General features: G+C 67.4%; 22 protein-coding genes. 19 read left to right on the top strand and 3 right to left on the bottom strand.

The window, feature by feature from the left end; translation table 11 throughout:
- The first annotated feature begins 77 nt into the window (after window positions 1-77).
- From DIE17_RS37470 to DIE17_RS17835, 4 genes are all read left to right on the top strand, one after another.
- On the top strand, window positions 78-218 hold the full coding sequence (locus DIE17_RS37470; RefSeq protein WP_027789063.1) for a cytochrome oxidase small assembly protein: 141 nt from the start codon (window positions 78-80) through the stop codon (window positions 216-218).
- A gap of 37 nt (window positions 219-255) precedes the next feature.
- The gene (locus DIE17_RS17845; protein ID WP_044848216.1) at window positions 256-864 is read left to right on the top strand and encodes a cytochrome c oxidase assembly protein; all 609 of its coding nucleotides are present in this window, start codon (window positions 256-258) and stop codon (window positions 862-864) included.
- 16 nt (window positions 865-880) lie between these two features.
- Window positions 881-1,081: a DUF2970 domain-containing protein gene (locus DIE17_RS17840; protein ID WP_006760730.1), complete on the top strand. Its 201-nt coding sequence runs from the start codon at window positions 881-883 to the stop codon at window positions 1,079-1,081.
- A gap of 138 nt (window positions 1,082-1,219) precedes the next feature.
- Window positions 1,220-2,077: a cytochrome c oxidase subunit 3 gene (locus DIE17_RS17835; protein WP_044848214.1), complete on the top strand. Its 858-nt coding sequence runs from the start codon at window positions 1,220-1,222 to the stop codon at window positions 2,075-2,077.
- 186 nt (window positions 2,078-2,263) lie between these two features.
- Here DIE17_RS17835 and DIE17_RS17830 read toward each other — a convergent pair whose 3' ends face one another.
- Window positions 2,264-2,473, bottom strand: a complete 210-nt coding sequence (locus tag DIE17_RS17830; RefSeq protein WP_044848213.1) for a twin transmembrane helix small protein — start codon at window positions 2,471-2,473, stop codon at window positions 2,264-2,266.
- Between the two features lie 84 nt (window positions 2,474-2,557).
- Between DIE17_RS17830 and DIE17_RS17825 the strand changes: the two genes are divergently transcribed.
- The 5 genes from DIE17_RS17825 (at window position 2,558) to DIE17_RS17805 (ending at window position 6,642) form a co-directional block, all read left to right on the top strand.
- Window positions 2,558-3,268 carry an SURF1 family protein gene (locus tag DIE17_RS17825; protein ID WP_260426278.1) on the top strand — a complete coding sequence of 237 codons (711 nt, stop codon included), beginning with the start codon at window positions 2,558-2,560 and terminating at the stop codon, window positions 3,266-3,268.
- A 62-nt stretch (window positions 3,269-3,330) separates the two neighbouring features.
- Window positions 3,331-3,957 (top strand): SCO family protein, encoded by a 627-nt coding sequence (locus tag DIE17_RS17820; protein WP_124486530.1) that lies wholly within the window; start codon window positions 3,331-3,333, stop codon window positions 3,955-3,957.
- Between the two features lie 25 nt (window positions 3,958-3,982).
- Window positions 3,983-5,095 carry a heme A synthase gene (locus DIE17_RS17815; RefSeq protein ID WP_124486529.1) on the top strand — a complete coding sequence of 371 codons (1,113 nt, stop codon included), beginning with the start codon at window positions 3,983-3,985 and terminating at the stop codon, window positions 5,093-5,095.
- Between the two features lie 8 nt (window positions 5,096-5,103).
- A complete protein-coding gene (gene cyoE, locus DIE17_RS17810; RefSeq protein WP_124520716.1) occupies window positions 5,104-6,006 on the top strand; it encodes a heme o synthase in 903 nt (300 codons plus the stop codon).
- An 18-nt stretch (window positions 6,007-6,024) separates the two neighbouring features.
- The gene (locus DIE17_RS17805; RefSeq protein WP_124486528.1) at window positions 6,025-6,642 is read left to right on the top strand and encodes an SCO family protein; all 618 of its coding nucleotides are present in this window, start codon (window positions 6,025-6,027) and stop codon (window positions 6,640-6,642) included.
- Window positions 6,643-6,800: 158 nt separating this feature from the next.
- On the opposite strand, the gene DIE17_RS17800 is transcribed toward DIE17_RS17805, so the two are convergent.
- Window positions 6,801-7,091: a YciI family protein gene (locus DIE17_RS17800; RefSeq protein ID WP_044848209.1), complete on the bottom strand. Its 291-nt coding sequence runs from the start codon at window positions 7,089-7,091 to the stop codon at window positions 6,801-6,803.
- Between the two features lie 245 nt (window positions 7,092-7,336).
- Here DIE17_RS17800 and DIE17_RS17795 point away from each other — a divergent pair, with 245 nt between their 5' ends.
- The 3 genes from DIE17_RS17795 to DIE17_RS17785 all read left to right on the top strand — a co-directional run bounded on the left by DIE17_RS17795 (window position 7,337) and on the right by DIE17_RS17785 (window position 9,371).
- Window positions 7,337-8,152: a MetQ/NlpA family ABC transporter substrate-binding protein gene (locus DIE17_RS17795; protein ID WP_044848208.1), complete on the top strand. Its 816-nt coding sequence runs from the start codon at window positions 7,337-7,339 to the stop codon at window positions 8,150-8,152.
- 437 nt (window positions 8,153-8,589) lie between these two features.
- Window positions 8,590-9,045 (top strand): STM2901 family protein, encoded by a 456-nt coding sequence (locus DIE17_RS17790; RefSeq protein ID WP_124520718.1) that lies wholly within the window; start codon window positions 8,590-8,592, stop codon window positions 9,043-9,045.
- A complete protein-coding gene (locus DIE17_RS17785; protein WP_124520720.1) occupies window positions 9,039-9,371 on the top strand; it encodes a DUF1493 family protein in 333 nt (110 codons plus the stop codon). The genes DIE17_RS17790 and DIE17_RS17785 overlap by 7 nt, the downstream gene beginning before the upstream one ends.
- Before the next feature lie 100 nt (window positions 9,372-9,471).
- Here DIE17_RS17785 and DIE17_RS17780 read toward each other — a convergent pair whose 3' ends face one another.
- Window positions 9,472-9,780 carry a VF_A0006 family four-cysteine protein gene (locus DIE17_RS17780; protein WP_124520722.1) on the bottom strand — a complete coding sequence of 103 codons (309 nt, stop codon included), beginning with the start codon at window positions 9,778-9,780 and terminating at the stop codon, window positions 9,472-9,474.
- 318 nt (window positions 9,781-10,098) lie between these two features.
- On the opposite strand from DIE17_RS17780, the gene imuA reads away from it, so the two are divergent.
- The 7 genes from imuA (at window position 10,099) to ptsP (ending at window position 21,297) form a co-directional block, all read left to right on the top strand.
- Window positions 10,099-10,806 (top strand): translesion DNA synthesis-associated protein ImuA, encoded by a 708-nt coding sequence (gene imuA, locus DIE17_RS17775; RefSeq protein WP_124486526.1) that lies wholly within the window; start codon window positions 10,099-10,101, stop codon window positions 10,804-10,806.
- Entirely contained in the window at window positions 10,739-12,235 is a 1,497-nt protein-coding gene (locus DIE17_RS17770) for a Y-family DNA polymerase (RefSeq protein WP_124520724.1), read from the top strand. Before imuA ends, DIE17_RS17770 begins: the two co-directional genes overlap by 68 nt.
- 6 nt (window positions 12,236-12,241) lie before the next feature.
- Window positions 12,242-15,457, top strand: a complete 3,216-nt coding sequence (locus tag DIE17_RS17765) for an error-prone DNA polymerase (protein WP_124520726.1) — start codon at window positions 12,242-12,244, stop codon at window positions 15,455-15,457.
- 306 nt (window positions 15,458-15,763) lie between these two features.
- Window positions 15,764-16,498 carry a GntR family transcriptional regulator gene (locus DIE17_RS17760; RefSeq protein WP_124486523.1) on the top strand — a complete coding sequence of 245 codons (735 nt, stop codon included), beginning with the start codon at window positions 15,764-15,766 and terminating at the stop codon, window positions 16,496-16,498.
- Between the two features lie 97 nt (window positions 16,499-16,595).
- Window positions 16,596-17,699, top strand: a complete 1,104-nt coding sequence (nagA, locus tag DIE17_RS17755; protein WP_124486522.1) for an N-acetylglucosamine-6-phosphate deacetylase — start codon at window positions 16,596-16,598, stop codon at window positions 17,697-17,699.
- Window positions 17,692-18,699, top strand: coding sequence for an SIS domain-containing protein (locus DIE17_RS17750; RefSeq protein ID WP_124520766.1), 1,008 nt, complete (start codon window positions 17,692-17,694; stop codon window positions 18,697-18,699). Before nagA ends, DIE17_RS17750 begins: the two co-directional genes overlap by 8 nt.
- A 15-nt stretch (window positions 18,700-18,714) precedes the next feature.
- Entirely contained in the window at window positions 18,715-21,297 is a 2,583-nt protein-coding gene (gene ptsP, locus DIE17_RS17745; protein WP_124520728.1) for a phosphoenolpyruvate--protein phosphotransferase, read from the top strand.
- Window positions 21,298-21,359 lie beyond the last annotated feature (62 nt).

Below are 21,359 nucleotides of genomic sequence, written 5' to 3'. Positions count from 1 at the left end.
TCCGCCGCTGCCTGCCGCGCAGGCAGGCGCGGCGGGCGCCGAATCGATGTTTCAGCGAAGTTTCAGCGAAGTTTCAGATGAACCGGAATCCACAACAAAGACGAACGCCCGAGCAGATTCGCGCGGGCAACAAGCGGCTCGGCCTCATCCTGCTCGTCATCGCCGCCGTTTTTTTTGTGGGTGTCGTGATCAAGCAGTGGTGGCTGTCCACTCACTGATATGCAGTAACTGACGCAGTAGCGAGGAAGTCGTCGTATGTCGAAGCCGGAAGAGGGCGCCGTCGATCGCGCATTCAATCGTTCGATGCTGGTGAAGCTCTTCGTCGTGGCCGGACTGATGTTCGGCTTCGGCTTCGCGCTGATTCCGATGTATCGCGCGATCTGCCAGATCACCGGCATCAACAACCTGGTGCAGCGCGATGTCAGCGAACGCGAGGTGAAGAACTCGCAGGTCGACATGAGCCGCACGGTGTCGGTCGAGTTCGATGCGAATGCGCGCGGCCCGCTCGGTTTCAAGCCGGAGCGCAACAGCCTCGACGTGCATCCGGGCGAACTGACGACGATCGTATACGACGTGACCAACGGGCAGGGCCGGCCGGTGGTGGCGCAGGCGATTCCGAGCTACGCGCCGAAGCAGGCGACGGAGTTCTTCAAGAAGATCGAGTGTTTTTGCTTCACGCAGCAGACGCTGGCTGCGAACGAGTCGCGCAAGATGCAGGTGGTGTTCGTGATCGATCCGAAGCTGCCGAAGGACGTGAAGACGATCACGCTGTCGTACACGTTCTTCGAGCTGAACACGCCGGCCGCGCCGGCGCCGGCACCGCGCAAGACGGCGGCGCAGGGCGACGCGAAGCCGGACGCATGACGACGGAGACGGGGCAGTGACAGAGACCAAGCGGAGCGGGTCGTTCGGCCAGGCGTTGCGAGCGGTGTTGTGGTCGTTCTTCGGGGTGCGCAAGCGGCGCGACCTGGAGGCCGACGCGACGCAGCTCAATCCGCTGCACGTGCTGATCGTCGCGTTGATCGCGGCCGGTGTGTTCATCGGCGTGCTGATCCTGATCGTGCGTGCGGTCGTGGGCTGAGGCTCGCGGCCACGAAAGAATGCAGTGCGTAGCGCCCGGGCGCTGCGTGCGGGAAAGAGCGGCGGCGGTCGTGCCGTGCAAGAAATAAAGCCGGAGCGGTTTCCGGTACACAAATTGGACTGAAGTGGAGAATCAAGCATGAGCGGTCAAAACCAGACCCCGTACTATTTCGTGCCGCATCCGTCGCAGCATCCGATCAGCGCGGCCTGCGGCCTGCTGGTCATGCTCGCGTCGGTGGCGCTGTGGATCAACGGTCACGACTGGGCTCCGTACACGGCGCTGCTTGGCCTGCTGTGGTTGCTCTTCACGCTGTACCACTGGTTCGGCGATTCGATCGCCGAGTCGGAAGGCGGTCATTACGGCAAGAACGTCGACAAGTCGTACCGCTGGAGCATGAGCTGGTTCATCTTCTCCGAAGTCATGTTCTTCGGCGCATTCTTCGGCGCGCTGTTCTACGCGCGTGAAATCGCGCTGCACCAGCTCGGCAGCCTCGACTACAAGCTGATCTGGCCGGATTTCTCCGCCGTGTGGCCGAACGAAGGCCCGGCCGCGCTCGCCGGTCACTTCAAGACGATGGGCCCGTGGCCGATCCCGACGCTGAACACGGCGCTGCTGCTGTCGTCGGGCGCGACGCTGACGGTGTCGCACCACGCGCTGCGCGACAATCATCGCAACAAGGCGATCGCGTGGCTGGCCGCGACGCTCGTGCTCGGCGTCTGCTTCCTGTTCACGCAGGGCTTCGAGTACTACCACGCGTACAACGAACTGAACCTGACGCTGAACTCGGGCGTGTACGGCTCGACGTTCTTCCTGCTGACGGGCTTCCACGGCTTCCACGTGTTCCTCGGCGGCACGATGCTCGCGGTGGTGCTGGTGCGGATGATCCGCGGCCACTTCAAGCCTGATCACCACTTCGCATTCGAAGGCGCCGCGTGGTACTGGCACTTCGTCGACGTCGTCTGGCTCGGCCTGTACGTCGTCGTCTACTGGCTGTAAATGCAACAACGGCCCGCGCAGCGATGCGCGGGCCGTTTTCATTGGCGGGGACGGGGCAGCGGCCGGCTGCTTGCGCTCAACGCCAATCCGGCGCCGCCGCGACTCAGTCAGGCGGCGCTTTTGCTTGGTAGCTCCGCTGTGCGGCGAAATGTCACAGCGATTACAGAGGCCGGCGCGGTGAAGGCATCAACGCCCGATCGGCAGGCCGGTCGAATGGATCCAGCCCATCCAGTTCGCGAACAGGATGAACAGGAACAGCGAGATCGACAGCCCGACACGGGTGGCAAGCGACCACACCATGCGTTTCGTATGGCCGCGGTCTTGCATCATGAAGTAGAGCGCCGAGCCCATGCTGGCGACGATGAGGACGAAGGCGATGGGAACGAGGATGTGCATGACACGAACCGGACGACGGCAATTCGAAAGGAAGAGGATAATTATCGCACTTCGCTTTCGCGAATGCGCCTCGCGGGTGGCCCGATGAAGATCCGCTGGCTGCCTGCGCTGCTGATTCTCGTCGTCGTCGCGGTCACGATTCGCCTCGGGTTCTGGCAGCGCGACCGCGCGCACCAGAAGGAAGCGCTGCAGGCGAACGTCGTGCGTTACGAGCACGCGGTGCCCGTCGACGTCGGTGCGCAGCCGATTCCGCTCGCGTCGATCGAGTTCCACCGCGTGCGGGCGAAGGGCCGCTTCCTGCCGGAGCAGGCGGTGTTCCTCGACAATCGGCCGTATAACGACCAGCCGGGTTTTTACGTCGTGATGCCGTTTAAACTCACGGGCGGCGGCGTCGTGCTGGTGAACCGCGGCTGGCTGCCGCGCAACATCGCCGATCGCACGGCGATCGAGCCGTTCCCGACGCCCGGCGGCGAGATCGAGATCGAAGGCATCGCGCGCGCCGACGCGTCGCGCGCGTTCGAACTCGGCGAAGGCGGCTCGGCCGCGCACCAGAAGATCCGGCAGAACCTGGACGTCGCCGCGTATGCGAAGGAAACGGGGCTGCCGCTGCAGCCGTTCGTGATCCAGCAGACGAGCGACGACGGCGACAAGCTCGTGCGCGACTGGCCGGCGGCGACGACCGGCGTCGAGCGCAATTACGGTTACATGTTTCAGTGGTGGGCTATGGCGGCGGTCGCGCTCGGCTTTGGCCTGTACGCCGCGCGGCGTGCGGCGAAGAAGTCGGCCGGCGCGTGAGCGCCATGGCAGGACGCGGCGCACGCGCGCCGCGGGTTCGTTTCGAGAGGTCTGATTTGTCCATGCAATCTTCCCGTCAGGGTCCGGCCGCCGCGCCGATCTCGCCCGCCGCCCGCAAGCGCGGCCGCTGGATGCTCGTGCTGCTGGGTCTCGTGTGCGCGGCGCCGATCATCGCGTCGTACTTCACCTATTACGTGATCAAGCCGAAGGGCGGCTCGACCAACTACGGCACGCTGATCGAGCCGCAGCGGCCGATCCCGGCCGACCTGCAGGTCACCGACGAAACCGGCAAGACGGTGCCGCTGTCGTCGCTGCGCGGCGTGTGGCTGTTCGTGATGACCGACCGCAGCGCGTGCGACGATGCATGCGCGCAAAAGCTCTACTTCATGCGCCAGATCCGCGTCACGCAGGCGGGCGAGCGGCACCGGATCACGATGGTGTGGCTGCGCAGCGATGCGGGCGCGATTCCGCAGAAGGTTCTGGAAGCCTATCCGGACACGCGCCGGCTGGTCGCCGATCCGGCCGCGGTGGCTGCATGGCTGCCGGCCGACGCCGGCACGAAGGACAGCGACCACCTCTACATGGTCGATCCGAACGGCAACCTGATGATGCGTTTCCCGAAGGACCCGAATCCCAGCAAGATCAAGTCGGACGTGACCAAGCTGCTGAAGTGGTCGAGCATCGGCTAAGGCGAGACGACGAGGCAACCATTCGATGTCGTATCTACTGCAACTCGGCCTGATCGGCCTCTGCATCGCGCTGCTGCCGCTGTCGTACGTGTGGGTGAAGGCCGACGACGACAAGTTCCGCAAGCTGGTGTGGATCACCACGTTCCTGACCCTCGACCTGGTGATGTTCGGCGGCTTCACGCGGCTGACCGATTCGGGCCTCGGCTGCCCCGACTGGCCCGGCTGCTACGGCACGTCGTCGCCGTTCATCGCGCACGCCGCGATCACGGCCGCGCACCAGGCAATGCCGACCGGCCCCGTCAGCATGACGAAGGCATGGATCGAGATGATCCACCGCTATTTCGCGATGGCGATCGGCGTGCTGATCATCGCGCAGGTCGTGATCGCCTGGTCCGCGCGGCTGCGCCGCCGCCCGCTGCACGTGTCGCCGTGGTGGCCGACGAGCCTCTTGCTGCTGATCGTCGTGCAGGGCGTGTTCGGCGCGTGGACGGTCACGATGAAGCTGCAGCCGGTGATCGTCACGACCCACCTGCTGCTCGGCCTCATGCTACTCGGCACGCTCGGCTGGCTCGCGGCGCGGCAGACGCCGCTGCCGTCGCATGACCCGGAGGCCGGCCGCTACCGCGCGGCCGCGCTCGCGGCGCTGGTGCTGCTGGTCGTGCAGATCGCGCTCGGCGGCTGGGTGAGCACCAACTACGCGGTGCTCGCGTGTACCGACTTCCCGACCTGCAACGGCCAGTGGATTCCGCCGATGAACTTCGGCCAGGGCTTCCATCTGTGGCGCGCGCTCGGCATGACGAAGGACGGCGACGCGATCACGCAGGACGCGCTGGTCGCGATCCACTGGACCCACCGCACGTTCGCGTTCGTCGTCGTCGCATACCTGGTCGCGTTCGCGCTGAGGATGCGCCGCTTCGAGTCGCTGCGCCGGCCCGCGAACGGCGTGCTGCTGGTGGTCCTGCTGCAGTTCCTGACGGGCCTGACCAACATCGTGCTGCAGTGGCCGCTGCCGGTCGCCGTCGCGCACAACGGCGGTGCCGCGATCCTGCTGCTGCTCGTCGTCATGTTAAACTTTCGCATCCTTTCAAGCCGCCCCGGCCGTGTCGTGCAGCCCGCGCGCGACGCCGCCCCGGCGTGACCGTCCCCATGCAAAGCACCCTTTCCCAATCGCCCGGTAGCCGGTTCTCGCAGTACATGGCGCTGACGAAGCCGCGTGTCACGCAGCTCGCGGTGTTCTGCGCGGTGATCGGCATGTTTCTCGCGACGCCGGGCATGGTGCCGTGGCATGTGCTGATCGGCGGCACGGTCGGCATCTGGCTGCTGGCCGGCGCCGCGTTCGCGATCAACTGCCTCGTCGAGCAGAAGATCGACGCGATGATGCGCCGTACCGCGTGGCGTCCGTCCGCGCGCGGCGAGATCACGACTCCGCAGATCCTGCTGTTCTCGGCCGTGCTGGGCAGCGTCGGCGCATGGACGCTCTATACCTTCACGAACCCGCTGACGATGTGGCTGACGATCGCGACGTTCGTCGGCTACGCGGTGATCTACACGCTGCTGCTCAAGCCGATGACGCCGCAGAACATCGTGATCGGCGGCGCATCGGGCGCGATGCCGCCGGCGCTCGGCTGGGCCGCGGTCACCGGCGCGGTGCCCGGCGACGCGTGGATCCTCGTGCTGATCATCTTCGTGTGGACGCCGCCGCATTTCTGGGTGCTGGCGCTCTATCGCCGCAAGGACTACGAAAACGCGGGCCTGCCGATGCTGCCCGTCACGCACGGCGAGAAGTTCACGCGGCTGCACATCCTGCTGTACACGGTGATCCTGTTCGCGGTCACGCTGATGCCGTTCATCTCCGCGATGAGCGGCGCCGTCTACCTGACGAGCGCGGTGCTGCTCGGCGCGGTGTTCCTCGCGTATGCGTGGAAGATCCATCGCGACTATTCGGACGAACTCGCCCGCAAGGCTTTCCGTTACTCGATCGTCTACCTGTCGCTGCTGTTCGCCGCGCTGCTCGTCGATCACTATGCGCGCCCGCTGCTCGGCGTGTAACCGCACGGTTTGAACGCAATGCTCCATTCATGGTTCGGGCGCCGCGCGCGCCAAGGCTGGATGCTCGCGTGCGCATTCGCGGCAGCCACGCTGCTCGCCGGCTGCGACAACGCGCCGAAATTCCAGAATCTCGACATCACCGGCAACACGCAGTTCGGCAGCGATTTCTCGCTGCCGGATACGGCGGGCAAGGTGCGCACGCTCGGCGACTTCAAGGGCCGGGCGGTCGTGGTGTTCTTCGGCTATACGCACTGCCCGGACGTATGTCCGACGACGATGGCCGAACTGTCCGAAGCGCTGAAGCAGCTCGGCCCCGATGCCGCGAAGCGTGTGCAGGTGCTGTTCGTCACCATCGATCCGGAGCGTGACACGCCCGCGCTGCTCGGCCAGTACGTGCCTGCGTTCGATCCGTCGTTCATCGGCCTGCGGCCGGCCGACGAGGCGCAGCTCAAGAAGGTTACAAAGGATTTCCGCGTGTACTACGCGAAGGTGCCCGGCAAGACGCCCGGCAGCTACACGATGGATCACACCGCCGCGAGCTACGTGTTCGATCGCGACGGCAAGCTGCGCCTGTTCGTGCGCGACGGCCAGGGCCCCGGCCCGTGGGTCCACGACCTGAAGCTGCTGGTCGACTGAACGGCGTACGCCGCAGGTTCGCCCGGGCGCTCGCCTGGCGCTACGCGTGACGGCCGCGACGCGCCGTCACGCATTCCTCCTTCTCCCCCTCGATCTGCATGCGCCGCCTCGCGGGGCGGCTGCGTATGAACATTCGGGCGCTGATGCGCTTGCGCGCGTTACGGCAGCGCCGGCACGTTGAAGCCTTGCGCGGCACGCGTGATCCGGAATTCCGTCACGCGATACGTCGCGAGCCCTTCGGTCACGAACGGATCGGTCTCGAGGATCGCGTCCAGTTCGTCGCGGTCGATGCGGGCAGCGAGGATCACGCCGCCTTCGCGCGGTACCTTCGGCCCCGCCGCGATGAAGATGCCGCGCTCGAACAGCGGCTGAAGATACGCGCGGTGGCGTTCGAGTGCATCGTCGATGCGCTCGAGCGATGCGTTGTAATGGATGTCGATGACGTACATGGATCGCCCTGGAATTGTCGCCGGCGCGTGGTGTGCCGGTCGGCCGGTCTTTTTAGCACAGCGGCCGTTCCCTGTCGTGCCGGCCGTCGTCGCGCATCGTCCACCAGCACCGCCGCGGTGCATACCCATATGAGCGGGATGTATTTCACTTCCGGCCGATCCTGTGACACCATTTGCCCCTTCCTGCGAGTCCGGGGATACCCGTATCGCGCCCCATTTTCAGTTAGCAAGAAAGCGAGAAACAGATGAAGCGTCGCAGTCTCCTGAAGGTATTTTCCGTGCTGGCCACCGGTGCCGCGCTGACGCTGTCGGCGGGCGCGCACGCCGAGGACAAGGTCATCAAGGTCGGCACGGTGGCCGGCCCGGATGCGGAAGTTTGGCAGGTCGTGCAGAAGGTCGCGAAGGAGAAGGAAGGCCTGAACGTGAAGGTCATCGAGTTCAACGACTACGTGCAGCCGAACGCGGCGCTCGACTCGGGCGACCTCGACGCGAACAGCTTCCAGCACCAGCCCTACCTCGACAGCCAGGTGAAGCAGCGCGGCTACAAGATCGTCAGCGCGGGCCTGACCTACATCTCGCCGATCGGCGTGTACTCGAAGAAGTTCAAGGCGCTGAAGGACCTGCCGCAAGGCGCGAAGCTCGCGGTGCCGAACGATCCGTCGAACGAGAACCGCGCGCTGCTGCTGCTGCAGACGCAAGGCGTGATCAAGCTGAAGACGGGCGCCGGCACGGGCGGCAACAACGCGACGGTGCTCGACATCGCCGAGAACCCGAAGAAGCTGAAGATTTCCGAGCTCGACGCCGCGCAACTGCCGCGCGTGCTGTCGGACGTCGACGCCGCCGTGATCAACACGAACTACGCGCTCGCCGCGAACCTGCAGCCGACCAAGGACGCGATCGCGCTCGAATCGCTGACGAGCCCGTATGCGAACCTGATCGCCGTGCGCGCGAAGGACAAGGATCAGCCGTGGGTGAAGAAGCTGGTCAAGGCGTACCAGTCGGCGGAAGTGCGGGAGTTCATCAAGAAGCAGTTCAAGGGCTCGATGGTCGCGTCGTTCTGAACGCGATCGATTGACCGAACGAAGGCCTGCATGTGCGCAGGCCTTTTTTGTTTGTGCGGTGAGGGATGTTCTATTGACGCTGCGCAGGCGCCGCCTCGCTGGCTTTAACATGCCCGAGATTCGCCAGCGCAGGGAAGATCACACAACGCAATTGCTGCGTACTCGCTGGTAAGCGCCGTCTGGTAACGGTCTGTTACGTTGCCATCGAGCCGGTGCGTCGTTGCTCGAGTGCGGAACCGGTATGCCTTTTCTCGAGCCGGTATCCCGCTGTGCCCCGTCATTGCTCACGTCGAGCCGCATGACAAAAGTTTCGCGGGATATTCCACCGTCGTTGCATAGAGAGCGGCCGGAAGATCGGCAGGAATTTGTCCGCTCGGTAGCCATATGTCTTCGTTAGACTGAAAAACAGTTCTGGAAATTACACGCGAGGATATTGAATGGGGGCGGCCGAAAAGTTGGGCGGCGTTTACTATTATTATGGAATGGATAATCTGACTGCCGGGGAATTGTTCTTCTGGATAATGGTCGACGAATCCATGAATCAGTTGGGTGTCGACGATGCGGTGTCGGTTGGCATGCTTCTGCTTGGTAAAAACAATTTATCGACCCGTGTGAAACCCGGCGGAGCAATAAAAGGGACCTCGCGTGCAAGCCAGTTTTCGAGAAGGGTTTTTCAGAAGGCGCAGTTTCCGTTTGGTCTTAAGTTGCCCACCCTGGTGGGCGGGCCGGTGAAGGATCTGAAAGTCAGGATGGTGAGGAACATCGGCACTTTTGTGGGGAGAACGATACCCGTCGCAGGCTGGGTAATTCTCGCGAGTGACATTTGTATTATCGCTCATAAGGCAGCTAATCATTACAATAGGGTCGCGAGGGAGGGTGACAGGTTATGGTAGACATTGAGGATGAAGTAGTTGACTTCGTGAAGAAGAGGATTGGCTTCTCCATGTTGTCGAGGAATGTGGATATAACCGAAAATACCGATCTGGATGTTGACCTGGGCTTTGATGTTGCTGAAGTCGGAGAAATGATGAAGGAGTATTCGGAGGAGTTTGGTGTCGATATGAGTAGATTCGACATTAAAAAATATTACCCCGAAGAGGACTCTTCATTTCTTGACTTGATCAATCCGTTCAAGAAAAGAGTCGTTCATCATGTTCCGGACCTGAACGTCCGAATGTTGATTGCATCGGCCAAGGCTGGGCACTGGCTCTACAACTGACTGCTCACCGCTTTGCATTTGTCTGCGTCCGGGCGGCGGCATCGCGCCGACTCCTTTAGATGCGCTGCAGGCCCAGCGCCGGCTGACGCGCGCTACTCCCTCACATCTCGCCGCGCCGCGAGCAGATCGCCATGATCTGCTGGATCGCGTAGTTGTCGCGCACGCCCGGCAGCGACTGCACGACGCACTCGTGGAAGCGCCGCTCGCGCGGCAGCAGCATCGCGTTGTTGCGGTACAGCGCGTCGCACGAGCGCTGGATCAGCTGCGCGGCCACGCCGTTGCGGCTCTCACGCAGCGCGCCCAGCATGCAGTCGTCGTATTGCGCGTAGCCGTCGGTCAGTGCGAATGCCGCACCCGGCAGCGCCAGCGCGATGGCCGCGCATGCGATCGCACGGATCCCCCGTTTCATAGGCCCTCCGATGGTGTGGATCGGGTCGGCGGACAGCATAACGTAAAGCGGAAAGGGCGGCTGACGCGGTGCGGCGGGATCGGCGCGCCGGCGTCGCTTCGGAGCCGAGTTGCGGCGGGCGGTCGTTCCGCCCCGTCGGGTCGCGCGGTGGAAGCGGGCGACACGCGCCCGCCACGCCCGGGGCGGCTCGCCGTCACATGACGGGGGCGCCGGCTTTTCCTGCGCTTTTCATCTGACAAAACCCCCGTTTCGTACTAGTACTGTGCGACATGAACGCATTGCCATATACTGTATATCCATACAGTTGTGGGTGGCGTCATGCTCGCATCCTCCATTTCTCCCGAATCCCTTCATCCATCGCTCTGGCGCGGCTCGCAACTCGCGCGCGGCGGTGCGCGCACGATCGACACGGGTTTCGCGTCGCTGTCCGCCGAGCTGCCGGGCGGCGGCTGGCCGGTCGGCGGGCTCGTCGAACTGCTGGCCGCCCAGCCGGGCTGCGGCGAGATGCGGCTGCTCGCGCCGGCGCTCGCGCGCACCGTCAGCGCGCGGCGGCCGCTCGCGCTCGTCGCGCCGCCGCAGTCGCCGCATGCGACCGCGCTGGCCGCGCTCGGCGTGCCGGCCGACGCGCTGCTGTGGCTGCGCGCCGGCAGCCGTACCGATGCGTTGTGGGCCGCCGAGCAGGCGCTCAGGACCGGCTGCTGCGGTGCGCTGCTGCTCTGGCAGGACGCGCGGCCCGATGCGCTGCGCCGCCTGCATCTCGCTGCCGCGCGCACCGGCGACACGCTGTTCGTGATGCTGCGCCCGCTGTCGGCGGCCAAACAGCCGTCGCCGGCCGTGCTGCGCGTCGCGCTGCATCCGGTGCCGGGCGGCGTGTCGCTCGACATCGTCAAGCGTCGCGGGCCCGCGCGCGGCGAGCCGCTCGCGCTCGATTTGCCGTCGCCCATCGTGGAGAGCCGCTATGCGCGTCTTGCTCGGCATCCATCTGCCGCGCCTGCCGCTCGACGTGTGCGCCCCGCCGCCGTCTGACGGCGCGACGGACGACGCAAACGACGCAGGCTGCGCGGTGCTCGAGCAGGGTGTCGTGCTGATTGCCGACCCGCCCGCGCGCCGGCAGGGCGTGCGCGCGGGCATGAAGCGCGGCGGCGTGCTGACGCTTTCGCCCGACACGCGGCTCGTCGAACGCGATCCCGCCCGCGAGGCCGATGCGCTGCGCGCGGTCGCGCTCGCGTTGCTGCGCTTCTCGCCGTGCGTCGCGCTCGACGACGAAGCGACGCTGATCGTCGACGTCGGTCCGAGCCTGCGCCTGTTCGGCGGCCTGCCGTCGCTGTGCCGCCAGGTGCGCGCGACGCTCGCGGCGCTCGGCTATGCGGCGCGCCTGTCCGCCGCGCCGACCGGGCGCGGCGCGTGGCTGCTCGCGCGCACGTCGGCGCGTGCGCGCAGCCGGCGCCGCGTGGCCGGGCCGGCTTCGCTCGTTCGTACGCTCGATCGCTTGCCGTGCGTGCTGCTGCCCGACGCGCGCCCGTATGCGGGCTGGTTCGACGGCCTCGGCTGCCGCACGCTCGCCGATCTGCGCCGCCTGCCGCGCGCGGGGCTGCAGCGGCGCTGCGGTCCCGCGCTGCTGGCCGCGCTCGATCGTGCGTACGGCGATGCGGTCGAGCCGCTCGCGTGGATGGCGGTGCCGCCCGTGTTCGACGTGCGGCTCGAATTGCCGGAGCGCGTCGAATACGCGGAAGCCGTGCTGTTCGCCGCGCGGCGGCTCGTCGTGCAGCTCTGCGGGTGGCTGGCCGCGCGGCAGCTGTCGCTGGCCGCGATGACGCTCGATCTCGAGCACGAGCGCGGCCGCCAGGCGGTGCCGCCGACGCCGCTCGAACTCGCGTTCGCCGCGCCCGTGCGCGACGAGACGCACTTCATGCGGCTGCTCGGCGAGCGGCTCGCACGCGTCGAGTTGCCGGCCGCGGTGATCGCGGTGCGGCTGAAGGCCACGCGCGTCGAATCGGTCGCACCGCCGGCCGACGATCTCTTCCCCGAGCCGGGCGGCACGCGCGAGACGCGCGCGCGGCTGTTCGAACTGCTGGTCGCGCGGCTCGGCGCGGATAACGTGCTGCGCGCGGCGCCGGTGGCCGACTATCGGCCCGAGGCCGCGAACCGCTGGCTGCCGCTCGATGCACCGGCGGGCAAGCCGGCTGACGGACTGCCGGCTGCGCCGCCGCGTCCCGCGTGGCTGCTGGCCGAGCCGCTGCCGCTGCTGATGCGCGGGGAACGGCCGGTATTTCATACGCCGCTGAGAATGATGTCGTCACCCGAACGGATCGAGGCAGGGTGGTTCGACGGTCAGCACGTGGCGCGCGATTATTGCGTCGCGCAGGACGAAGAGGGCGCGTGCTATTGGGTGTTCAGGGAGCGGACGGGGAGCGAGGCCGAACCGCACTGGTTCCTGCACGGCCTGTTCGGGTGAGCGGCGATGGTTGCGGAATTCGGTTTGCTGCCCGATTACGCGGAGTTGTTCTGCCGCTCGAACTTCTCGTTTCTGCATGGCGCGTCGCATGCGGAGGAACTGGTCGAGCGCGCGGTGGAACTCGGCTATCGAGGGATCGCGATCACCGACGAATGCTCGCTCGCCGGCGCGCCGCGCATGCATGTCGCGGCAAAAGCGCAAGGGCTGCCGCTCGTCATCGGTTCGTATTTCGACGTCACGCCGGATGAAGTCGCCCCGGGTCACGATCCGGGCCCCGGTGCGTTCGGACTCGTGTTGCTGGCGCAGAACCGCGAGGGCTACGGCAACCTGTCCGAGCTGATTTCATGGCGGCGGATGGAGGCGCCGAAGGGAACCTACCGGCTGACGTCGAGGATGTTGTCGAGGCCGCCGGAGGCTTTCGCTCATCTGCGCGGCATGCCCGACTGTTTCGCGATTCTCGTGCCCGCGTATCCGGTGCGTGCGGAGGTACTCGATGCGCAGGTCGCATGGTTTCGCGCGACCTTCGGCGAGCGTGCGCGGCTCGGGCTCGTGCAGTTGCAGCGCGCGCTGGACGGCCCGCAGCGCGACGAGATTCGGGACGCAGGCGAGCGGCGCGGCGTACCTGTCGTCGCGCTCGGCGACGTGACGATGCATCGGCGCTCATGCAAGCCGCTGCAGGACGTGATGACGGCGATCCGCGTCGGGATGCCGGTGTCGGAATGCGGCTATGCGCTCGCGCCGAATGCGGAGCAGCATCTGCGTGCGCGCGGGCGGATTGCGAAACTGTTTGCGCCGGACGAGATCGCGGAGACCTGCGCGATTCTCGATGCGTGCGATTTCGAACTCGACTCGCTGCGCTACGAGTATCCGGACGAGATCGTGCCTGAAGGTCATACGCCGACGAGCTATCTGGAACAGGAAACCCTGGCGGGCGCGCGCCGTCGCTATGCCGGGGAGCCGCCGGCTCATGTCATGGAGCGGATCGGCTACGAGTTGACGCTGATCGCGAAGCTGAGCTACGAACCGTTCTTCCTGACGGTGTACGACATCGTCAAGTTCGCACGTAGCCAGAACATCCTGTGCCAGGGGCGCGGCTCTGCGGCGAACTCGGTCGTCTGCTATTGCCTCGGCATCACCGAAGTCGATCCCGACCAGAGCACGATGCTGTTCGAGCGCTTCATCAGCGAGAAACGTGGCGAGCCGCCCGATATCGACGTCGACTTCGAGCATCAGCGCCGGGAAGAAGTCATTCAGCATATCTACGAAAAATACGGCAAGCATCGCGCCGCACTCGCGGCGGCCGTTTCGACGTATCGCCCGCGCGGCGTGCTGCGGGAAATCGGCAAGGCGCTCGGCGTCGATCCGATGCTGGTCGATCGCGTCGCGAAGGGGCATCGCTGGTTCGACGGCAGCCGCGACCTGCTGCAGCAATTCGCGTCGACCGGGCTCGATCCGGCCACGCCGATCATTCGCGCATGGGCCGAACTCGCGGGGCGCTTGCTCAACTTTCCGCGCCACCTGTCGCAGCATTCGGGCGGCTTCGTGATCAGCCGCGGCAAGCTCACGCGGCTCGTGCCGGTAGAAAACGCGGCGATGGACGGGCGGCGCGTCATTCAGTGGGACAAGGATGATCTCGAATCGCTCAAGCTGATGAAGGTCGACGTGCTCGCGCTCGGCATGCTGTCGGCGCTGCATCGCGCGTTCGACATGCGCACCGCATGGCGCGGGCCAGAGGAGGACGGCGAGCCATTCACGCTGAAGCATATTCCGCAGGATGACGAAGCAACTTACGACATGATCTGCCGTGCCGATACGGTCGGCGTGTTCCAGATCGAATCGCGTGCGCAGATGTCGATGCTGCCGCGGCTGAAGCCGCGCAACTACTACGACCTCGTCGTGCAGGTGTCGATCGTGCGGCCGGGGCCGATCCAGGGCGGCGCCGTGCATCCGTATCTGAAGCGGCGCAGGATCGTGGCCGGCGAAGAGGAGGGGGAAGTCACGTATCCGAGCGAGGCGCTCAAGGAAGTGCTCGTTCGCACGCTCGGCGTGCCGATCTTCCAGGAACAGGTGATGCAGATCGCGATGGTCGCGGCCGGATTCACGCCAGGCGAGGCCGACCAGTTGCGTCGCGCGATGGCGGCGTGGAAGCGCAGGGGCGATCTCGACCCGTATCACGACAAGATCGTCGACGGAATGCTCGAACGCGGCTACACGCGCGAATTCGCCGAGCAGATCTTCGAGCAGATCAAGGGCTTCGGCGAATACGGCTTCCCCGAGAGCCACGCGGCCAGCTTCGCGAAACTCGCGTACGCGAGCAGCTGGCTCAAATGCCACGAACCCGCGATCTTCGTCGCGTCGTTGCTGAACAGCCAGCCGATGGGGTTCTACGCGCCCGCGCAGCTCGTGCAGGACGCGAAGCGCCACGGCGTGAAGGTGTTTCCGGCCGACGTCACGCGCAGCGGCTGGGAAGCGTCGCTCGAAGCGCTGCCCGGCCAGCCGCCGCCGCACGGCCAGCCCGCGGTGCGGCTCGGCCTGTCGCTGGTGCGCGGTCTCGGCGAGGCCGCCGCGCGGCGCATCGAGGCCGCGCGCGCGGCCGGCCCGTTCGAGAACGTCGACGCGCTCGCGGGCCGCGCGCAGCTCGAACGGCGCGATCTCGAAGCGCTCGCCGCCGCGAACGCGCTCGCGACGCTCGCCGGCCATCGCCGCGATGCATTATGGCAAGCCGTCGCCGCAGCCCCCGAACGCGACCTGCTCGCCGCCGCGCCGATCGACGAAACGGAGCAGCCCGTGCTCGGCGCGCCGTCGGAAGCCGACGACATCCTCGCCGACTATCACACCACCGGCCTCACGCTGAACCGCCACCCGGTCGCGCTGCTGCGGCCCGCGTTGCGCGCGCAGCGGCTGTCGTCCGCGGCCGAGTTGCGCGACCGTCCCGACGGCCGGCTCGCGCGCGCGTGCGGGCTCGTGATCGCGCGGCAGATGCCGGGCACCGCGAAGGGCGTGATGTTCATGACGCTCGAGGACGAGACGGGCTGCGTGAACGTGATCGTGCGGCCCGAACTGCTCGCGCGGCAGCGCCGCGAAACGCTCGATTCGCGGCTGCTCGCGGCGTCGGGCGTGTGGCAGGTCGTCAGCGACGTGCGGCACCTCGTCGCGCAGCATTTCGAGGACCTGACGCCGCTGCTCGGCGGCCTGCGCACGTCGAGCCGCGAGTTCCACTGACGCGGCGCGCCGGCACGCCGCCGGATGCATACCAGTCGACCGAACTGGTTCTATTCAGGTATCGATTCCAGCGCCCAAAACCCGTCAAATCTGGCACCGGAACTGTCCCCTTGCATACCAATCCGGGTAAATCCCTATTCTGCATCATGTTGTAAACAAAGGATTTCCCGCTACTAAACCGCTTGCCTGGCAAGGCTTCCGGCGATTTTCACCTCTCTAATACCAGTTCGTTGACTGGTATTATGGTGGTTATATAATGCGTTCACTTTCGACGGTCCGAGATCGTCGTCCGACACCCGGAGGCACATGGAAACCGGCTGGTCCGAACTGGCGCCCGATCCCCTCGACGACACGCCGCTGTATCTGCAGCTCGCCCGCAACCTGGCGCGCGCGATTCACGCCGGCGCGTGGCGCGCCGGCGAGGCGCTGCCGTCGGAGCGGCTGCTGTCGGGGTCGGTCGGCGTGTCGCGGATCACGGCCCGCCGCGCGCTCGCGCTGCTGGTGGAGCAGGGGCTGATCAAGCGGGTGCGCGGGGCGGGCAGCTTCATCACGCCGCGCGTCGCCGATCCGCTGTCGCGTCTCGTCGGCTTCACCGCGAAGATGCAGCAGCGCGGTTTCGTGCCCGATTCGGTGTGGCTGTCGCGCACGCTGCGCGCCGCGCGCCGCGACGAGATCACGCGTCTCGGCCTCGCGCCGGGCGCGACGGTCGCGCGGCTGGAGCGGTTGCGCCGCGCGGACGGCATCGTGATGGCCGTCGAGCATTCGACGCTGCCGGCCGCGGCGGTGCCGGATCCGCAGGCGCTCGGCGCGTCGCTGTACGAATACCTCGACGCCCGCGGGATGACCGTCGTGCGCGCGCTGCAGCACTTTCGCGCGTCGAACGCGACGCACGACATCGCGAAGTGGATGGCGGTGAAGCCGGGCTCGGCCCTGCTCGTGATCACGCGCATCGGCTACGGCGTCGACCAGCGCGCGATCGAAGTGACCGAAACGTATTGCCGCGACGACTATTACGACTTCGTCGCCGAACTGAAACGCTGACGCGCGAGACTGCCCGCGCGCCACGTGCAATGAAGCACAACGCATTTGCAAATCGCGACGCGGATGTCCGCGTCACCAGATCATCAAGAGAAACGTCATGCTGACTGGAAACATCCTCACCCCCGACGGCTGGATTCACGGCTCGCTCGACAGCGAGAACGGCCGCATCACCACGCTCGACGGCACGCCCGCCGATCCCGCGAAGAACGACGCGCCGTACATCCTGCCCGGCTTCATCGACCTGCACGTGCACGGCGGCGGCGGCGCCGACGTGATGGAAGGCGGCGACGCGATCGAGACGATCGCGCGCACGCACGCGCAGTTCGGCACGACGAGCCTGCTCGCGACGACGATGACCGCGCCGCGCGACGAACTGATGCAGGTCGTCGCGAACCTCGGCACCGTCGCCCGCACCCGCACGCAGGGTGGCGCGCGCGTGCTCGGCGTGCACCTCGAAGGGCCGTACATCAACCCCGGCAAGCTCGGCGCGCAGCCGGACGCGGCCGTGTCGGCCGTGCTCGACGAAGTGCTGACGTACCTGTCGATCGCGCCGATCCGCGTCGTCACGCTCGCGCCGGAAATCGCCGGCCACATCGAGATCATCGGCGAGATGGCCGCGCGCGGCGTGCGCGTGCAGCTCGGCCACTCGCTCGCGACCTACGACGACGCCGTCGCCGCGCTCAAGCACGGCGCGTGTGGTTTCACGCACCTGTTCAACGCGATGTCGCCGCTGCATCACCGCAACCCGGGCCTCGTCGGCGCCGCGCTCGCGCATGCCGAGTACGCGGAAATCATCCCCGACCTGCTGCACGTGCATCCGGGCGCGATTCGTGCCGCGCTGCGCGCGATTCCGCGCCTGTACGTCGTGACCGACAGCACGTCCGCCACCGGCATGCCCGACGGCGAATACCGGCTCGGCAGCCAGCACGTGACCAAGTGCCTCGGCGGCGTGCGGCTCGCCGACGGCACGCTCGCCGGCTCCACACTGACGATGGACCAGGCGCTGCGCAACCTCGTGTCGCTCGGCCTGCCGATCGCCGACGTGTCGAACCGGATGTCGCGCTATGCGGCCGACTACCTCGGCGTCACCGATCGCGGCCGCCTCGAGCGCGGCGCATGGGCCGACCTCGTCGTGTTCGATCGCGACCTGAACCTCACCGCGACCTACGTCGAAGGAGAATCGATTGTCGAATATGCTTAAGGAAGCGCGCGAGTCCGCCCAGGTCGTCGCCGCGCAACTCGCCGACACCACGCGCGTCGAAACGCTCGCCGCGCAACTGCTCGATCACCCGCCGGCCGTCGCGCTGACGGTCGCGCGCGGCAGCTCGGATCACGCCGCCAGCTATTTCGCGAGCCTGACGATGAGCCGCCTCGGCGTGCCCGTCGCGTCGCTGCCGATGTCGGTCGCGACGCTGCAGCAGGCGCCGCTGAAGGTGCAGGACCAGCTCGCGCTCGCATTCTCCCAGTCGGGCAAGAGCCCCGATCTCGTCAACACGATGGCCGCGCTGCGCGAAGCCGGCGCGCGCACCGTCGCCGCCGTCAACGTGCTGCCGTCGCCGCTCGCCGACGCGTGCGAGCACCAGCTGCCGCTCCTGGCCGGCCCCGAGCTGTCGGTCGCCGCGACCAAGAGCTACATCGCGATGCTGTCGCTGTCCGCGCAGATCGTCGCGTACTGGCAGCGCGACGCCGCGCTGATGATGGCATTGCGCGGCCTGCCCGACGTGCTCGCGCAGGCCGGCCGCCTCGACTGGTCGCCGGCCGTCGCCGCGCTCGCGGGCATCGAGCGGATGATCGTGATCGGCCGCGGCCTCGGGCTTGCGATCGCGCAGGAAGCCGCGCTGAAGCTGAAGGAAACCTCCGGCATCCAGGCCGAGGCATTCTCGAGCGCCGAAGTCCGGCACGGCCCGATGGAGCTGATCGACCGCGACTATCCGCTGCTCGTGTTCGCGCCGCCGGGGCCCGAGCAGGCCGGGCTGCTGCAGCTCGCGCAGGACATGCGCGCACGCGGCGCGGCCGTGCTGCTCGCGGCGCCCGCCGGCACGCCCGGCGCGACCTTGCCGCTCGCGCAGTCCGCCCATTCGGCGCTCGACCCGATCGCCGCCATTCTTTCGTTCTACGTGATGGCGGCGGATCTCGCCGTCGCGCGCGGCCGCAATCCCGACACGCCGCGCCACCTGAACAAAGTCACCGAAACGCACTGATAGCCGAGACAGCCGATGAGACGCGCCGAGGAGTCCCAGTTGAAGAGTTCCACCCATGATCAGATCGTCCTGCTCAGCCCCCTGACCGGGCCGATCGTCGCGCTGGCCGATGTGCCCGATCCGGTGTTCTCCGGCGGGATGTTCGGCGACGGCATCGGCATCGACCCGCTCGCGGGCCAGCTCGTCGCCCCGTGCGCCGGCGTCGTGTCGCATCTCGCGCGCACCGGCCATGCGGTGACGATCACGACGCCGCAAGGCGCGGAAGTGCTGCTGCATATCGGCATCGACACCGTCGAGCTGAACGGGCAGGGCTTCACCGCCCACGTCGAAGCCGGCGCACGCGTCGACGCGGGCGACCTGCTGATCGAGTTCGACCAGGACGCGGTCGCGCGCAGCGCGCATTCGCTGGTTTCGGTGATCGCGATCGCGAACTCCGACGCGTTCGACGTCGTCGAGCGCGCGAGCGGTTTCGCGACGGCCGGCGAGACGCCGATCCTGACGCTGCGCGGCAAGGGCGAAGCGGCCGCGCAGGCGGCGCAGGCCGGCGCCGCGGCGATGAACGAAGTGCGTCGCGAACTCGTGCTGACGCAGCCGGGCGGCCTGCATGCCCGGCCGGCCGCACGCGCACGCGAATCCGTGCGCGGCTTCGACGCGACGGTCGACGTGCAGTTCGACGGCCGCAAGGCGTCGATCGCGAGCGTCGTGGGCCTGCTCGCCCTTGGTGCCGGCGAAGGCGCGACGATCGAGCTGATCGGCCGCGGCGCGCACGCGCAGCAGGCCGTCGACGCGGTCGAGCACGAGCTGCTGCGCGAAGCGCACGGCGAAGTCGAGGAGAAGCCGGCGCGGCTGCGTTCGCCCGCACCGCAGCCGATCGTGCACGACACCGGCGCGACACTCGACCCGAACACGCTCGCGGGCGTGTGCGCGGCGCCCGGCATCGCGGTCGGCACGCTGGTGCGTCTCGACGATGTGGAGATCGTGCCGCCCGAACAGGCGAGCGGCACGCCCGCATCGGAAAGCCGCCGGCTCGACCAGGCGCTGACGGCGGTCGACGCCGAACTCGACGAAACGGTGCGCAACGCATCGGCGCGCGGCGCGGTCGGCGAGGCGGGGATCTTCGCGGTGCATCGCGTGCTGCTCGAAGACCCGACGCTGGTCGACGCGGCGCGCGACCAGATCAGCCTCGGCAAGAGCGCGGGCTTCGCGTGGCGCGCGACGATCCGCGCGCAGATCGACACGCTGTCGAAGCTCGACGATGCGCTGCTTGCCGAGCGCGCGGCCGACCTGCGCGACATCGAGAAGCGCGTGCTGCGCGCGCTCGGCCACACGAGCGGCGCGACCCGCACGCTGCCCGCCGAGGCCGTGCTCGCCGCCGAGGAATTCACGCCGTCGGACCTGTCGTCGCTCGATCGCCAGCGCGTGACCGCGCTCGTGATGGCGCGCGGCGGCGCGACGTCGCATGCGGCGATCATCGCGCGCCAGCTCGGCATTCCGGCGCTCGTCGCGGTCGGCGACGCGCTGTATGCGATTCCCGACGGCACGCAGGTCGTCGTCGATGCGAGCGCGGGCCGTCTCGAACATGCACCGACCGCACTCGACGTCGAACGCGCGCGCCACGAGCGCCAGCGCCTGGACGGCGTGCGCGAGGCGAACCGGAAGCTGGCCGGCGCCGCCGCCGCGACGGTCGACGGCCGCGCCATCGAGGTCGCCGCGAACATCGCGACGCTCGACGACGCGAACACCGCGGTCGACAACGGCGCGGACGCGGTCGGCCTGCTGCGCACCGAGCTGATGTTCATCCATCGCCAGGCCGCGCCGAGCGTCGTCGAGCACCAGCAGAGCTACCAGTCGATCGTCGATGCGCTGCAGGGCCGCACGGCGATCATCCGCACGCTCGACGTCGGCGCCGACAAGGAAGTCGACTACCTGACGCTGCCGCCCGAGCCGAACCCGGCGCTTGGCCTGCGCGGCATCCGCCTCGCGCAGGTGCGCCCCGATCTGCTCGACGATCAGCTGCAGGGCCTGCTCGCGGTGAAGCCGTTCGGCGCGGTGCGCATCCTGCTGCCGATGGTGACGGATGCCGGGGAACTCGTGCGGCTGCGCCAGCGCATCGACGAATTCGCGCGGGCGCAGGGCCGCACCGAGCCGATCGAGGTCGGCGTGATGATCGAGGTGCCGTCGGCGGCGCTGCTCGCCGACCAGCTCGCGCAGCACGCGGATTTCCTGTCGATCGGCACCAACGACCTGACGCAGTACACGCTCGCGATGGACCGCTGCCAGGCCGATCTGGCCGCGCAGTCCGACGGCCTGCATCCGGCCGTGCTGCGCCTGATCGACATCGCGGTGCGCGGCGCCGCGAAGCACGGCAAATGGGTCGGCGTGTGCGGCGCGCTGGGCGGCGATCCGCTCGCGGTGCCGATTCTCGTCGGCCTCGGCGTGACCGAACTGTCGGTCGACCCGGTGTCGGTGCCGGGCATCAAGGCGCGCGTGCGCCGTCTCGATTACCAGCTGTGTCGCCAGCGTGCGCAGGATCTGCTCGCACTCGACTCGGCACAGGCGGTAAGGGCAGCAAGCCGCGAGGTCTGGCCGCTCGACTGAACGTCGACGGCGGGCGCGCGACCCGTTTCACTACGCAAGCAATTAGGTCAACGACGCTTAAT

The organism is Burkholderia sp. Bp9099 (assembly GCF_003857805.1).
Classification (GTDB): domain Bacteria; phylum Pseudomonadota; class Gammaproteobacteria; order Burkholderiales; family Burkholderiaceae; genus Burkholderia.
Note: the sequence above shows the minus strand (reverse complement) of the source record. Positions and strands in the feature narration are given on the sequence as shown.